Origin of the sequence: Desulfovibrio sp. UIB00 (assembly GCF_022508225.1) — a bacterium.
Lineage (GTDB): Bacteria > Desulfobacterota > Desulfovibrionia > Desulfovibrionales > Desulfovibrionaceae > Desulfovibrio.
Genome location: NZ_JAETXJ010000005.1, coordinates 52,931 through 68,808, shown reverse-complemented (window position 1 = coordinate 68,808; position 15,878 = coordinate 52,931). Strand labels below are relative to the sequence as shown.

The window sequence follows — 15,878 nt, the reverse complement described above, 5'->3', positions numbered from 1 at the left end:
TATTGTACTATAGCCACACGGCAATACAATATTGTGTCCGCTGACAGGTACATGCTTGGGCTGGTTCAGAAATGCCGCTAATCCAGCGCGCTGAAGAGCAGCATGATGTTCAGCACGGTCACGATGCCCGTGAGCGTGTAGAGCAGCAGTTTTGTGCCCTTGCCGTTGGCGTATTTGCCCATGACCTTGGGGGACGATGTCAGCGCCACCAGCGAAACCATGGTGATGGGCAACTGTACCGAAAGAGCCATCTGCGAAAGCAGCAAGCCCTTGAAGGGGTCGCTGGTCAGCCAGATGAGCACAAGGCCGCAGCCCAGCGAGCCAACAATGCCCATGACGCTGTGCTTGTCCTTGGTATTGTAGGGTTCGCCCGCCATGCCCGATGTCATGATGCCGCCCGCCATGCCCGATGTGACGGACGAGGCCACCCCGGCAAACAGCAGGGCCACGGCAAAAATCACGGAGGCGCTGTCGCCCAGCAGGGGTTTGAGCAGGTCGCGGGCCTGTTCAAGTTCCGTCACATGCTCCCCCGCGGTCCAGAACACCGCAGCAGCCAGAATGATCATGGCGCTGTTGATGGCCCAACCCACCAGCATGGCAAAGAGCGTGTCAAAAAATTCATAGTCGAGCCTTTTTTTGATAAAGGCATCGCCCTCAAGATTCCACTGACGGCTCTGAATAATTTCGGAATGCAAAAAAAGATTGTGCGGCATGACCACCGCGCCAAGAACGCTCATGATCACCAGCATGGAACCTTCGGGAAAGGCTGGCATCACCCAGCCCACAGCAGCCTGGGGGAGCCATCCGGCAGGCACCAGCCACAATTCATACAGAAAGGCGATGCCGATCAGCGACACAAAACCGATGATCCACTTTTCAACTTTATTGTACGAATTGAACAGCAAAAGTCCGCCAGCCAGAAGGGCCGTGAGAGTTGCGCCAATGGGCAGGGGGATGGAAAAGAGCATGCGCAGGGCAATGGCACCGCCGAGGATTTCAGCCATGCTGGTCATGACCGAAGCGCCAAAGGCACTGAACAGCACAAGCCGACCAAGGGTGCAGGGAAAATACTCCGTTATGGCCTCGGCCATGCATTTGCCCGTCACAATACCCAGGTGGGCCGCATTGTGCTGCAATACAATGAGCATAAAGGTGGAAAGGCTCACCATCCACAGCAGGGAATAACCGTATTCCGCCCCGGCAGCCAGATTGGCGGCCCAGTTGCCAGGGTCGATAAATCCAACTGTCACCAGCAGCCCCGGCCCTACAAATTTAAGGAACTCTTCGCCCTTGTGGGCAATGCCTGACACATTGCACTTGCTCCAAAAGCTTGTTGCACACATGCAAACCTTCCCGATCTTTAATTTTGATTAACCGGCGGTGCGCAGACTGACCGCGCAGCAACACCGGATGCAGCCATATTGCAACCTGACGGTATACGCACTCATGGGCAGCAGGCAAGTACGGCCTGCCCCTCTTGCGCGCACGGGGGATAATACGTATGTGTCCCTTGCCCCCCATCGTTTTTTTCATGTTACATTTGCATTTCAGATATTAAGCTTCTGAAAAACAAACCGATAGTTTTATTAGCGTCAGATCCGCCAGGCTGGACGCATGTCCACTTCAGATTGAGCAGGAGCCTTGCTATGACTATCAGACTGCGCGTTATTCTTGGATTCCTTTTTACAATTATTGTGATGGCAGCAGGCACCCTGCCCTTTATGATCATGACCATGCGCAACAATGCCGAGGAAAGCTATACTTCCAATTCCTCAACCCAGTTGCGCCTCATGAACAACTATGTGGAAACATTCATCAGCGGGGCGGAACGCGACGTCGCCCTTCTGGCGCAGGAACCTTACATTGCTGAAGCTGTGGGTCTTTTCCCCAACTTCTCCAACAATAAAGAAGCGGACGTTTTTCTTCGGGCCGATCTTTCGGTAGATGCCTTCAAAACCGTTCAGCCGCTGGTGCGGCTTGACGAAGGCTCAGAAGATTACGTGGAAGCCTACGCAGGCTACACTGACGGCAGCTACGCGACCTCTGCCGACAATACCAAGGTACCCGCTGGCTACAATACCAGCAAGCGGCCCTGGTACACGCAGCGCGCGGCTTCGTCGCAAAAGGTCGGCTTGGCCGACAGCTACCTTTCCATCACCGGTGAGCTGGTGGTAGCCATCACGCACAAAATGTTTTCGCGGCGGGGCGACTTTACGGGCGTTCTGGGCATCGACGTTTCGCTCAACGGCCTGTCGCAGCGCTTTGCCGAACTCAATTTCGGCAAGACCGGCTACTTCATGCTGCTCGAAAATACGGGGCGCATCCTCTGCGACCCGCGCAACAAGGATCTGACGGGCAAAATCATTGGCAAGGACATACAGGATCCCGGCCTTGTGAAGCTGTTTGGCGCCAAGGACGGCATGCTGCAAGCCGTTGTAAACGGGCACGAAGTACGCGCCAATGTGCTCACCACGCCGCATGGCTGGAAGATCCTCATGCTCCAGTCTGAGGAAGAAATTCTTGCGGCCACCAACACCGCCGTACGCGCCAGCGTAATCATTACCCTCAGCGTGGCCCTGATCATGCTGCTGATCGCCTGGGTCATAGCGCGCTCCATCAATCGGCCCTTGAGCCTTATTGTCAAGGAGGCCGACAAGGTCGCCACCGGCGATCTCAACGTGAACCTTGACGCCCGGCAATTCTACGGCGAACTGGCCGAGCTGCACGCTGCCCTGCTGAACATGGTGAGCAATCTGCAGGAAATGATCACCACCGCCCGCCAGAAAGGCGAGGAGGCCGAACAGCAGACCGCCCTTGCAAAAGCCGCCACAGAACAGGCCGAAGAAGCCCGCAAAGAGGCGGAAAACGCCCGCCGCGAGGGCATGCTCTCTGCCGCCATGCAACTGGAAGAAGTGGTGAAGGTCATATCCTCCGCGTCCAACGAGCTTGAAGCCCACATAGGCCAGGCCAACCACCTTTCGAGCGAGTCTGCCCTGCGCCTCGGCGATGCTGCCACAGCCATGAACCAGATGAACGCCACCGTGCGCGAAGTGGCGAGCAATGCCTCGTCCGCTTCAGACATGTCTGACCAGACCAGAGCCAATGCCGAAAACGGCGAAAAAATCGTGCAGCAGGCCTTGCAAAGCATTGACCGCGTGCACTCTGTTTCCATGGCGCTCAAGGATGACATGGGTACGCTCAACGAGCATGCCCAGGCCATCAGCCGCATCATGAACGTTATTTCAGACATAGCCGACCAGACCAACCTGCTGGCCCTCAACGCCGCCATTGAAGCGGCCCGTGCTGGCGAGGCCGGTCGCGGCTTTGCCGTGGTGGCCGATGAGGTGCGTAAACTGGCGGAAAAGACCATGGCTTCCACCAACGATGTGGGCAACGCCATTGCGGCCATCCAGCAAAGCACATCCAAGAGCGTGCAAAGCATGGACAACGCCCTTGAACAGGTGCAAACCGCCACAACGTTTGCCAACAAGTCGGGCGAAGCCCTGCGCGAAATCGTCAACAACGCGCTTTCCACTGCCGATCAGGTGCGCGCCATCGCAACTGCCAGCGAGGAACAGTCCGCAAGCAGCGACGAGATCAACAAGTCCATTCTTGAGGTCAATGAGCGCTCCGAGCAGACAGCCCACGCCATGAACGCCGCTTCCGGCTCCGTGGCGGATCTGGCAACTCAGGCCAACACCCTGAGCAAGCTGGTAGCCGACATGAAGCGCGGCTAACGCGACCCAGGCCTTACAACACCCATCGGGGCGTCCGCCATGCACAGGCGGACGCCCTTTTTATTTGCGCGTGACAAATACGGCAAAGCATGGCCCGCTGCATGGGCAAATACGGGCTTGCGCCACGCAATTGTAACAAATCCATCATACATAACAGACGTAAGCGAGGGTAGTTATTGCCCTGCCGTTTTACCAATGCCACGGGAGCATACAATGAAGCCTTCGGCTGTTATGAACAACAGGGAACTGAGCTGGCTCAGTTTTAACGAACGAATATTGCAGGAAGCCCGCGACCACTCCACGCCACTTATGCAGCGGCTGCGCTTTCTGGGTATTTTTTCCAGCAATCAGGACGAATTCATCAAGGTTCGCGTGGCTTCCCTTGTGCGCCTTACCCGCTCCAAAAGCAAAATAAAGCCGCTGCTCATGGGCGGCTTGACGCCGGATGAAGCCTTGCAGCGTGTTAACGACAAGGCCGCCACCGCGCAAACGGCCTTTCGCGAAACCTACGAGGAAGTGCTGGACGCCATGGAGCACGAAGGAATACGCGTGCGCGATGAAACAGAACTCAGCGAAGGGCAGGATGCCTTTTGCCGTGGCTATTTCGGCAATGTGGTCTATCCGCAGCTGGTGCCGCTTATTCTGAACAAATCCGCCCGGCTGCCCTTTCTGCAAGACAGCCAGATATACCATGCCGTCAAGATGGAGTCGGACGCAGCGCCGGGCAAATGCCGCTATGCGGTGCTGCGCATCCCCGTCAACGCGGCCTGCCCGCGCTTTGTGGAAATGCCCTCGTCGCCCGGCTGCCACGACATCATTTTTGTGGACGACATCATCAGGCTGTGCCTGAACAATATTTTCTTCATGTTCAACTACGACCGCATCTCCGCGTACACCTTCAAGGTAATGCGCGATGCGGAACTGAGCCTTGACGACGACGTGTCCAAAAGCCTCATTGAAAAGATGGAAGAAGGGCTGGAGCACCGCCTGCGGGGCCGCCCCGTGCGCCTTATCTACGACAGCGCCATGCCCGAAGACCTGCTTTTTCTGCTGGCCTCAAAGCTCAACCTCAAGAAAAGCGAGCTTGACCCCGGCGCGCGCTACCATATGATGCGCAGCCTCATGAACTTTCCGCGCGTGCGGCCAGATCTGGAAAACGCCGTCATGCCCGCCCTCACCCATCCGGATATCAAACCCTTTTCCAGCATTCTCAAGGTGGTGCGCAGCAAGGATATTCTGTTGCACTTTCCCTACCATACTTTCAATCATGTGGTGGAATTTCTGTGCGAGGCGGCCATCGACCCCAAGGTGACGGATATTTCTATCACCCTGTACCGTACTGCTGACCATTCACGCATCATCAACGCCCTTATAAACGCAGCGCAGAACGGCAAACGGGTTACGGCCTGCGTGGAGCTCATGGCCCGCTTTGACGAAGAGCGCAACGTCAAAAGCATCGACATGCTGCATCAGGGCGGGGTGCGCGTTATCCACGGCCTCAAAGACCTCAAGGTGCACAGCAAGGTCATTCTTGTTGAGCGCGTCGAGGGCAGCAAAAAAACAGGTTATGTCTATATCGGCACCGGCAACTTCAACGAAGACACAGCCCGCCTGTATAGCGACATGGGCCTTCTGTCCGCCAATCCCGGATTTGCGGAAGACGCCCGCACCATCTTCAATTTTCTCAATGCATCGCACAAGCCGGTTTCGTGCCGGGAGCTGGTGGCGGCCCCCCAGTGCATGCGCGCCTTTTTCACCAACGCCATTGAGCGAGAAATACGCAATGCCAAAGCCGGGAAAAAAGCCTATATCCACGTAAAACTCAACAGCCTCACCGATGAATCCATGATCCGGCTGCTTTACCGCGCCAGCAAGGCCGGGGTGGAAATACGCCTTATTGTGCGTAGCGCCTGCTGCCTCAAGCCGCAGGTTCAGGATCTGAGCGAAAACATCCGGGCTATCAGCATTGTGGACAAATTTCTCGAGCATGCGCGCATTGCGCTCTTTTGCAACAACGGCAGCGAGCTGGCCTATATCTCAAGCGCCGACTGGATGCCCCGCAATCTTGACCGCAGGCTGGAGGTGGCGGCCCCTGTCCACTGCCCGGCCCTACGCCAAAATCTGCGGGATATTTTTGACATCCAGTGGGCGGACAACGTCAAGGCCCGCATTCTTGACGGCACTGGGGTCAACAAATACAGCAAGGGCGAATCCGTGGCCCCCTGCCGCTCGCAGACGGTGCTCCACGAATATTACAGCCGCATGGCCGCACGCCCTGCAACAGATGCGCCTGCCGCTCAGACCGAAATAAGCCGGGCCAAAAAGTCACGGTCACCTGCAACCAAGAACCGAAAGCCCGCGCGCACGACACCTGCCACCGCGCGCGACGACACGGCTGGCGCACTAGCTGAAACTTAGGGCTGCTTGCCATTCAAGGGCCTGACTGTTTGGCGTGGGTGCTGAAAAAATCTACGCCGACATGCAGGCATCCAATGTAAAGAAACCCTGAAGTCGCAGGTTTTCCTGCACCCCTCGCCCTAAAAACCAGTGTATATTCCTGCGGTCTTGGTGTAGTCTTGCTGAACCGCGCCTCAGGGCGCGACGTACTACCGCCAGGCATTTCACCCACTGCCGCAAGAGCAGTTTACGAATGAAGTGAGTTAACTGCTCGGCAAGGATTTTTCTGAAAATCCTTGCCGAGAAATGCGAGCTGCCGTAAGCGAGTATTTCAAGTGTTAAACTCTCTAGAGGAGACAGAGTGAAACCCAGCATGCTTGCCGCCATTGACGTGGGCTCCAACGCCATACGCTTTCTCATCAGCAATGTTGAAGAGCTGAGCCCCGACAAGCCAGTCAAAAAAAACGCCTATCTTCGCATTCCCATTCGCCTTGGGACGGATGTTTTCCTTTACGGGGCCATCTCTGAACAAAAGCAGGCCGCCTTTGTGGACGCCATGATCGGCGTTGCCCACATCATGCGGGCCTACGGGGTTGACCACTACCGCATCTGCGCCACCAGCGCCATGCGTGATGCCGCCAACGGGCAGGACATCATGAATCTTGTGCGCGAAAAAACAGGCCTGCGCATAGATATCATCAGCGGGCTGGAAGAAGCGCAGATTCTTTTTAACGCCAATGCCCTTGCCCGATACACCGATGTGAGCAGCGCCCTGTATGTGGATGTGGGCGGCGGCAGCACAGAGGTGGTAGCCCTGCGCGATGGCAAGCTGCAAGAGGCTTTTTCCTTTCAGCTCGGCACGGTGCGCATTCTCGCCAATGCGGTGAACCCGGCGGAACGCGAGCGATTTACCGCAGAAATGCGCAGGCTGGGTGAAACCTACGCGCCGGAATGCGTCATTGCCTCTGGGGGCAATATCAACAAAGTTTCAAAGCTGCTCGAAAAACGGGACGGCAAGCCCGTTGGCGCGCCGGAACTACGCGCCCTCTACAAGGATCTGCTGGCCTTGCCGCTGGAAGGCCGCATGGAAAAATACGGCCTCAACGCCTACCGGGCGGACGTTATTGTTCCGGCACTGGACATATTCCTCGGCGTGGTTGACATGTCGGGTGCAAAGCAGCTCATCATACCCAAGATAGGCCTTGTGGATGGCATTATCCGTCACATGTGGCTCAATGCGGACAGCCTTGAAGACCGGGCTTGCCCCGGGCTGGCGCACTAGGCCGACACACATCTCAGGGCACGGCCTCAAGGCACTAGGCTGTGCGATTCCGCACATTTTTTGTGTGTGCAGACCACCGTGTCCCACGGCCCTATATACTTCTTCAACCTTTGCGGATTGCGCCTCCCCCCGGCGCAAATCAGCAGCCCCCGTCCCTGTTCCATGACTGCCGTAGACAAATAGTGCCGAATCCGGCATTCATAGCATAGCACCTGTTAACGCGTAGCGTTAGCGGGCGCTTCCTTCATAATTCCACCTGTTTTGCAGCGCTCCGGGCCATGCGGGCACCGGATTTTCGCTCCTGCCCTTTACCGCACTGCGGAGGAATCATGCCGACAACGCCACTGCGTTTCCTGCTCATAATTCTGGCTGTTTTTCTGCAAGCCGCTCCGGCTCTGGCCGGGCCTGCCTACCGGGTTGCCGCCCCCAGCAATCCGCAGGAGGACAACTGGCTGCGCCGCGAAGGGTTTTCCATAACTTTTCAGGTGGATGAAGCCCGCTGCAAAAAAGAATACGGCGCGGATTGGTCGCGCCAGTGCGCCTCTTCCCCGGCTGGAGAGGAAGGACGCGTTGTGGATGGCGTGCGCATGACCCCGCCCGTGGCTGGCGTGTGGCGCTGGGTTGACGACTCCACCATGGAATTTACCCCCAAGGAGCACTTGTCGCCTGATACCCGCTACACCATTTCGCTGGAAAAAATGGCTTTACCGGGACGGTTCTCTCTCAAGCGGCAGGCCGTATACGCCACCCAGCCCCAGGCCGTGCGCGTGGGCAAGGAAACCTTCTGGATTGATCCCTCGCCCAAGGGCGCGCACGCCGTTTCCGTGCCCTTGCGCTTTATCTGGCCCGTGGGCACGCAGGATATGGATGGGCGCATTAGCATTGCCCCCAGCGATGCCAAAAGCGGCCTTGCCCTTGGCGCGCCCCGCCTTGTGTGGAACGAACGCCGCGACGAGGTGGTCGTCACCGCGCCCGTCACAGCCCTGCCGGAAAACAACGCCGCCGCCCGCATCAGCATCAAGGGCTTGCCCGCATTTGCCGAAGGCTCGGGCAAATGCGTGGTCGTTGCGCCCAAAAAGGACGCCAAGGCTCCGCCGAGCGTGGAGGCCCTCTTCTCCATCACCGGGCGCGCCCGCCTGATGGATGTGGCTAAAATTACCATTAATCCCGTCTATGACGACAAGCTGGACAAAAAATTTCAGCTCGAGGTCAAAACCACCCTGCGCGTCCTGCCCACAGAGTTGTTGCGCAAGCTTGAGCTTATCCAGTTGCCCCGCAAGCTCACCGCCGAGGCAGGGAAAGATGCTGACTGGACAAAAATGCCCGCCATCAGCCCCGATGACGTTAAAAACGGCACACGACTCAAGCCGGAGCTGATGCAGGCAGCCGATGAACCGGCAGACCGTATTTTGCTGCGCATTCCCGCAGAGGCCGGGCGTGGCCTGCTTGCCGCCGTGGACAAGGGCCTGCCCTCCACAGCAGGGCCGGAAACAGCGCAGGTTCGCCGCTTTATCATGACTGTACCCTCCCTCGGCACCGAAGTGGGCTTTTTGCAGCCCGGCAACGTGCTGACCCTGAGCGGCCAGAAAAAACTGGATATTTACGCCACAGGTCTTACCTCCGTGGCCTGGCGCGCCGAGCGAGTCCGCGATCCTTTTCTGGCCCTTGCCGCAAAAGAATCCGGCTTTGAATACCCCACGGCGGATATGGACGTCATGAGCGATGTGGTGGAAGGGCGCATTGAAGTACGCAAGGAACAGGCAGGCGCTTCTTCCTTTCCCGTGCTTGATCTGGCCCCGCTGCTGCGCGGCGGCAAGGAGCCGGTGCACGGGCTCATGCGCATAGAGCTGACCGGGTACAGCGGTGATAAATCCATTGCCTATGCTGCTCGCCTGCTGCTGGTTACAGATATGGGCCTGACGGTTAAAATGGCGGGAGACGGAGCGCGCACGGTCTTTGTGCAGCATCTGGGCACTGGTCAGCCCGTGCAGGGCGCGGAAGTGCGCCTGCTGGGTCTTAACGGTTTGCCGCTGCAAAGCGCCGTCACCAACGCGCAGGGCCGCGCCGACCTGCCGCCCGCCAATGGCCTTGAACGCGAAAAACGCCCGGTGGCCGTGGTGGCTCTGGCCCCCGCAGCCGGAAAAACCGCCGATGCGGCCAAAGACGCTGGCCCGCAGGATCTGGCGTGGCTCTCACTGGACGATGCCACCCGTATGGTGGATTACAGCAACTTTGCCATTTCTGGCCGCCACACCTCGGCGGATGGCCTCAGCGCCTCGGTTTTCAGCCAGCGCGGCATCTACCTGCCGGGCGAGACCCTGCACTTTGGCTGCATTGTGCGGCGGTTTGACTGGCAGCCCATGCCCGCCGGTCTGCCGCTGGAGGCGGTGCTTGTCAGCCCCACCGGGGCGGAGGTAATGCGCCGCGCCTTTACCGTGGGCGAAGACGGCCTGAATTCCTTTGACTGGGCCTGCCCCGAGGATGCCGCCGTTGGCTCGTACCAGCTTGATGTGCGCCTGCCGGGCGACACTGCCCGATCCGGCGCTTCGCCCGTGTTGGGCAGCACCCGCGTACGCGTTGAAGAATTCCAGCCCGACACCCTGGCCCTTGCAGCCTCGTTTACGCCCGCAGCGCCCAAGGGCTGGATACGCACCGGGCAGGAGGCCCCGGCTATGGAAGCGCAGGCGCGGCTGGACAATCTGTATGGCGAACCTGCGGTCAATCACCGCGTTCAAGCGACCCTGCGCACGGAAAAAAGCCGCCTGCACTTTGCAGGATACGAAGACTATACATTCTATGAGCCTGCGGGCTTTGAGGGCGAAGGCCAGTCTCTGGAACTGCCCGCAGCATTTACAGACAGCAAGGGCATAGCCGCCTTTGCCCTGCCTCTGGGCAGGTTGCAGGCCGGTACTCTGCGCGGGGCCGTGCAGATAGAAGGCTTTGAGCCTGCGGGCGGCAGGGCCGTTACCCGCCAGCTTGACGCGCTGTTCTCGCCTCTGGTGGTGGCTCTTGGCTACAAGCCCGAAGGCGAGGTCAACAACCTTGACTACATCCCGCAAAACGCCAAGGCATCCCTGCGCCTGCTGGTGCTGAACAACGACCTTGCGCCCGTAAACCTTGCCAAGGCCGAAGCCGTGTTTTCTGCCCGGCGCTATGTCAACAGTCTGGTAACGGATTCCAGGGGCGAATACCGCTATGACGCCACGCCCGTCGATACGGAACTGACGCGCAAAACTCTTGATTTCGGAACGCAGGGCCTCTCCCTGCCACTGCCCACCACTGATGCGGGTGATTTTCTGCTCACCGTGCGTCAGACAGACGGGGCCGTACTGGCGGTCATCCCCTACACAGTGGCTGGCGACAGACTTGCCCAGCCTTCGGCCCTTTCAACGGAATCTCTTGCCAAGGGCGATCTGCGCCTCAAGCTCGACAAGCAGCAGTACTCCCCCGGCGACACCATCAAAATGCGTATTTCCACGCCCTACGCGGGCGCGGGCCTCATCACCATTGAGCGCGAAAACGTGCTGGCTCAGGCATGGTTCACGGCGCAGGCTGGCGAAAGCGTGCAGGAAATCCGCATTCCCGATGACTTCCAGGGTCGAGGCTATGTAAACGTTTCCTACGCCCGTTCGCTGGATTCGGACGTGATCTACATGAAACCGCACGTGGTCGCCGTGGCTCCCTTCATGGCGGGCATTGACCAGCGCGATCTGGGCCTTGCCCTTACCGCCCCGGCGCGGGCCTTGCCGGGCGATACCGTCACCGTGCGGCTTACCTCCCGGGTGCCGGGCCGCGCGCTGATTTTTGCCGTGGATGAGGGTGTGCTGCAACTCACGGGCTTTACCACGCCAGACCCGCTGCGCGACCTTTTAGGTGACCGGGCGCTGGATGTGAGCACCGCCCAGATATTTGATCTGCTCATGCCCGACCATGCGCGCCTGCGCGGGCGCATTCCCGGTTTCGGCGGCGACATGTCCGGCCCCGGCGGGCGCTTCCTTAATCCTTTCAAACGCAGGGGCGAGCCGCCCTTTGCCCTGTGGCAGGAAATTGTGCCAGTGGACGCCAAGGGTACTGAGGTGCGCTTTACCGTGCCGCAGTACGCCAGCGGCAAAATCCGCATCATGGCCGTGGGCAGCGCCGCACCCAGACAGGGCATTGCCCTGGCGGGCAGAACAGAGGCTTCCATGGAAGTGCGCGGCACGCTTATTCTCAAGCCCTTGCTGCCGCTGGCAGCCGCCCCCGGCGACGAGTTTGACGGCGCGCTGGTTGTGGCCAACACCATTGAAGGCAGCGGCCCCGGCGCGCGGGTACGCGTGAAGATGGAAAGCGCCTCCGGCGGGCTGGCCTTTGCTCAGGAACCCGCACCCCAAACCGTGACCGTGGATGAAAACGGTGAGGCAACCATCAACTTCCGCATGCGGGCGCAGGATATCCTTGGCGAAGCCGCCGTGCGCTTTACGGCAAGCCTTGAAAATCCCAAGGCAGACAAAGCCGGAGCGGACAACGTCAAGGCTGGCAAGCCAGTTATCCGCACACAGACTGTATCCATACGCCCGCCCATGCCGCGTCTGCGCACGGAGAGCGTTACCCCGCTGCGCGGCCCCACAAGCGTTGACGTGCAGCGCAACCTGTATCCTTTTGAGGCCCAGGGACAGGCCAGTGTGGGCGCCATGCCCGTGCTTGCCCTGCGTTCGCTGCTTGCGCGGCTGGACACCTACCCTTACGGCTGCACGGAGCAGCTCATCAGCCGAGCCATGCCCTACGCCGCCCTGCTGGGTTCGCCCGAGGCGCGGCACGAGGTATTGCGCAATCCCAACATCAGCCCCGAGACCATGCTCAAGCGCGGCAACAAGGTTATCAGCGCCGCATTGAGCGCCATCATGGGCAACTTTACCCAGTATGAAGGCGTAAGCCTGTGGCCCGGCGGCACAGCCAATGACTTTGTCACCGCCTACGCGGCGGACTTTCTGCTGACCCTGCGGGACAGCGGAACCGTCACGCCCGAGGGGCTTTCGCACAACCTGCTCGATACCCTTGAATCCATTGTGGGCCGCTCGCCCACCGACATGGCCGATGCCCGCGTCAAGCTCTACGGGGCCTGGATTCTGCAACGTGATGGCCGCATCATGACTCAGGATCTGGAGCGCATCGAGCAGTGGCTCAAGGACAACTTCAAGGGATGGGAAAACGACATAGCCGCCGCCTTTCTGGCGGACAGCTACGATATGCTGCGGCTGCGGCGCAGGGCCGAACAGCGCATGCCTGCGGCACTCACCCGCTGCGATGACGAATTCATGAGCAATGGCGCTGTCCGGGCGCTGCATGCCCTCATGGTGGTGCGGCACTTCCCGGAAAAGAAAAAACAACTGCGCATGGCCGACCTGCTGGACAGCGCCTTCAGCACTAATGCCACCACGGTGGATATGGGCCTTGGGGCTAGGACCCTGCTGGTCATGGGTGAAGCAACCGCCCTCAAGGCTGACAACCTCAGCCTGACCTGCCAGCAGTACGCGCAGGGCTTTACCCCGGCGGAGGGCAAGGCGTCGCCCCTTGGCGGAGCGCTTGTTCTTGATGCGCCGGGCTGCACCCGCTACCGCGTCGAAATGCCGCAGGGCGAACCATTGCTCAGCCTGCTGGTAACCACAGAAGGTTTTGACCGCGCGGTCATGAGCGATGCTTCCAATGGCATCAGCCTGCAACGACGCTACCTTGACTCCAAGGGTGAGACCATAACCGCAGCCAGGCTTGGCGATGTCATCACGGTTGAACTGGCGGTTCAGGCCAGTGGAGAAATCAACAACGTGGTGTTGCTGGATCTGCTGCCCGGCGGCTTTGAACCCGTGCTGGAAAAGAACGGGCAGAGTCAGCCGCAGGACGGGCTGGTGCGCTATGAACGCCGCGAGGACAGGGGCATCTTCTTTGTGGATCTGAACGGCGACCGCCAGACCTTTACCTACAAGGTGCGGGCGGCCTCCAGAGGGCGCTTTGTGCTGCCCGCAGCCACTGCTGAAGCCATGTACAACCCGGCTGTAAACGCCCGCACGGGCGGCGGTAATGTCACTGTCGAATAAGCTTCTGACCCGGTTCCGTATGGCTTTGCCGCTTGTGCGGAACCGGGCTGCCCATATGCCAGACGCCTTCTGCGCCCTGTTGCGACGCAGAAGGCGTCTGGCACTTGCCGCAGGCATGCTGGCTCTGCCGCTGGCGGCTCTTTTGCTCTGGCTGGCCTTTGCTCCCTGCCCGCACCCGCTGGCGGGTGTGGAATTCTCGCGCATGGTGCTGGACAAACGCGGCGGCATCATGCGGGTCAGCCTTTCCGCCGATCAGAAATACCGCATCCGCACACGGCTGGCGGATATTCCCCCTGCTGCCGTGGATACTGTTTTGCGCTACGAAGACAGATTTTTCTGGTATCACCCCGGCATCAATCCCCTTTCGCTCTTCCGTGCTGCCGCAGGCATTATGACGGGAGGCCGCCGCATGGGCGGCTCCACTATCACCATGCAGGTGGCCCGGCTGGCATACGGGCTGGAAACCGGCAAAATGGGGGCCAAGCTGCGGCAGATGCTGCTGGCCCTGCAACTGGAATGGCACTACAGCAAGGAAGAAATCCTCGAGGCCTATTTCAACCTTGCGCCATACGGCGGCAATGTGGAGGGTCTGGGCGCGGCGGCGGTGTGCTATTTTCACAAAACTGCCGCCCAGCTTGCCCCTGCGGAAAGCGCCGCCCTCATGCTGGTGCCGCAAAACCCCTCCCGCCGCAGACCGGCCCGCGACAACAAGGCCTTCAGCCAGGCCGTGCGCAGGCTCAACGAAACGTGGTTCGGCAAAAAGGAATCCGCTCCCCTGCGCGTCTACGGCCCGCAGGACATGCCCTTCATCGCGCCACATCTCAGCACCGAGCTGCTGCAACGCCCCGGCGCGGACATACTGCGCACAACGCTGGATACCACGGCCCAACGCCGCACAGAGCGCCAGCTTGCCCGTTTTGCAGCGCGGCACAGTGCCTACGGCCTCACCAACTGCGCGGCCCTGCTGCTGCACTGGCCCAGCATGGAAGTACGCGCGCTGGCTGGATCCGCCGACTTTTTCAACAAATCCATCGAAGGACAGGTGGACGGCACGCGCGCGCGGCGCTCCCCCGGCTCCACCCTCAAGCCCATGATTTACGCTCTTGCGCTGGAGCAGGGCCTCATCCATCCGCAAAGCCTGATGGCAGACACGCCGCACAGCTTTGCAGGCTATGATCCGGAAAATTATGACGGCGCGTTCCGTGGCCCCCTTTCTGCGGCTGAAGCCCTGCGCGCCAGCCGCAACGTGCCCGCCATAACCCTTGCAGCCAAACTGACCCGCCCGAGCCTGTACGAATTTTTGCGCCGCGCCGGGGTGGAGTTTGCCGATGGCGCAGACCACTACGGCCTGTCGCTGGTGCTTGGCGGGGCGGAAGTGAGCATGCGCGAACTGGCGGGCCTGTATGCCATGCTTGCCAACAAGGGCGTATGGCGGCCCCTGCGCTTTCTATCAGACGAAGCGCCGTCAGCACCCGCCCTCCCCCTGCTGACGCCGGAGTCGGCCTTTGTGACCCTCTCCATGCTTGAAGCGCCGGACCCGGACAAGATAGCCCGCTCGCAGGGCGGCGCTGTGCTGCCCGTACGGCTTAAAACCGGAACGTCCAACGGCTTTCGGGATGCCTGGGCCGTAGGGCAGTTCGGCCCATACGTGCTAGCCGTGTGGGTGGGCAATTTCAACAATACGGCCAATCCGCTGCTGGTGGGCGGCATGGTGGCCGCGCCGCTGTTTATGGATATGGCCCGCGAGCTGACGGCGGCGGAACCCATGACTGACCCTTTCCGCGATCCGGCCCCCGGCCTCAATGTAGAAAAATTGCGCGTCTGCGTGGCAACGGGCGATCTAGATACGTCCCTCTGTCCAGAAACCACGCTCACATGGTTCATCCCCGGAGTATCACCTGTTGCGCCGTCAGGCGTGTTCCGCAGCATCCTGATAGACAAGGCCAGCGGTCTTCGGGCCTGCGCCCCGCAGGATGGCCGCACGGAGCAGCGCGTATGGGAGTTCTGGCCCAGCGATCTGGCCCGCATGTTCGCCCGGGCGGGCATGCCCAAGCCGCCGCCACCACCTTTTGAGGAGCAGTGCCGCCGCGAGCAAAAAATCTCCGGTCAGCCGCCCACCATCATTCAGCCCAAGAGCGGACTTGTGTACCGCCGCACTGCTGACGCGCAAAATGGCAGCATGGTTTTTATGGCCCATGCCGAGGCAGGCGTGAACGAACTTTTCTGGTTTGCCAACGATAGCTATGTGGGCAGCACCGCACCGGGCGAGCCGCTGCTCTGGCAGGCCACTGCAGGCGATGTGAGCGTGAGGGTGGTGGACGATGCGGGCCGGGCCACACGGCGGAACATCCGTGTGAGACCTGCTCCCTAGGGGCGGGTCGTTTGACGTTC

General features: G+C 60.0%; 6 protein-coding genes. 5 read left to right on the top strand and 1 reads right to left on the bottom strand.

Features of this window, described 5'->3' with window-relative positions; genetic code table 11:
* Positions 1-77 precede the first annotated feature (77 nt).
* Positions 78-1,310: an Nramp family divalent metal transporter gene (locus JMF94_RS09510; protein WP_240824867.1), complete on the bottom strand. Its 1,233-nt coding sequence runs from the start codon at positions 1,308-1,310 to the stop codon at positions 78-80.
* Positions 1,311-1,646: 336 nt separating this feature from the next.
* Here JMF94_RS09510 and JMF94_RS09505 point away from each other — a divergent pair, with 336 nt between their 5' ends.
* The 5 genes from JMF94_RS09505 to pbpC all read left to right on the top strand — a co-directional run bounded on the left by JMF94_RS09505 (position 1,647) and on the right by pbpC (position 15,858).
* Positions 1,647-3,737, top strand: coding sequence for a methyl-accepting chemotaxis protein (locus tag JMF94_RS09505; RefSeq protein ID WP_240824866.1), 2,091 nt, complete (start codon positions 1,647-1,649; stop codon positions 3,735-3,737).
* Between the two features lie 213 nt (positions 3,738-3,950).
* Positions 3,951-6,155 (top strand): polyphosphate kinase 1, encoded by a 2,205-nt coding sequence (gene ppk1, locus JMF94_RS09500; RefSeq protein WP_240824865.1) that lies wholly within the window; start codon positions 3,951-3,953, stop codon positions 6,153-6,155.
* A 340-nt stretch (positions 6,156-6,495) separates the two neighbouring features.
* The gene (locus tag JMF94_RS09495; protein WP_240824864.1) at positions 6,496-7,416 is read left to right on the top strand and encodes a hypothetical protein; all 921 of its coding nucleotides are present in this window, start codon (positions 6,496-6,498) and stop codon (positions 7,414-7,416) included.
* Positions 7,417-7,745: 329 nt separating this feature from the next.
* A complete protein-coding gene (locus tag JMF94_RS09490) occupies positions 7,746-13,487 on the top strand; it encodes an MG2 domain-containing protein (RefSeq protein WP_240824863.1) in 5,742 nt (1,913 codons plus the stop codon).
* Between the two features lie 55 nt (positions 13,488-13,542).
* Positions 13,543-15,858: a penicillin-binding protein 1C gene (gene pbpC / locus JMF94_RS09485; protein WP_240824862.1), complete on the top strand. Its 2,316-nt coding sequence runs from the start codon at positions 13,543-13,545 to the stop codon at positions 15,856-15,858.
* Positions 15,859-15,878: the final 20 nt, after the last annotated feature.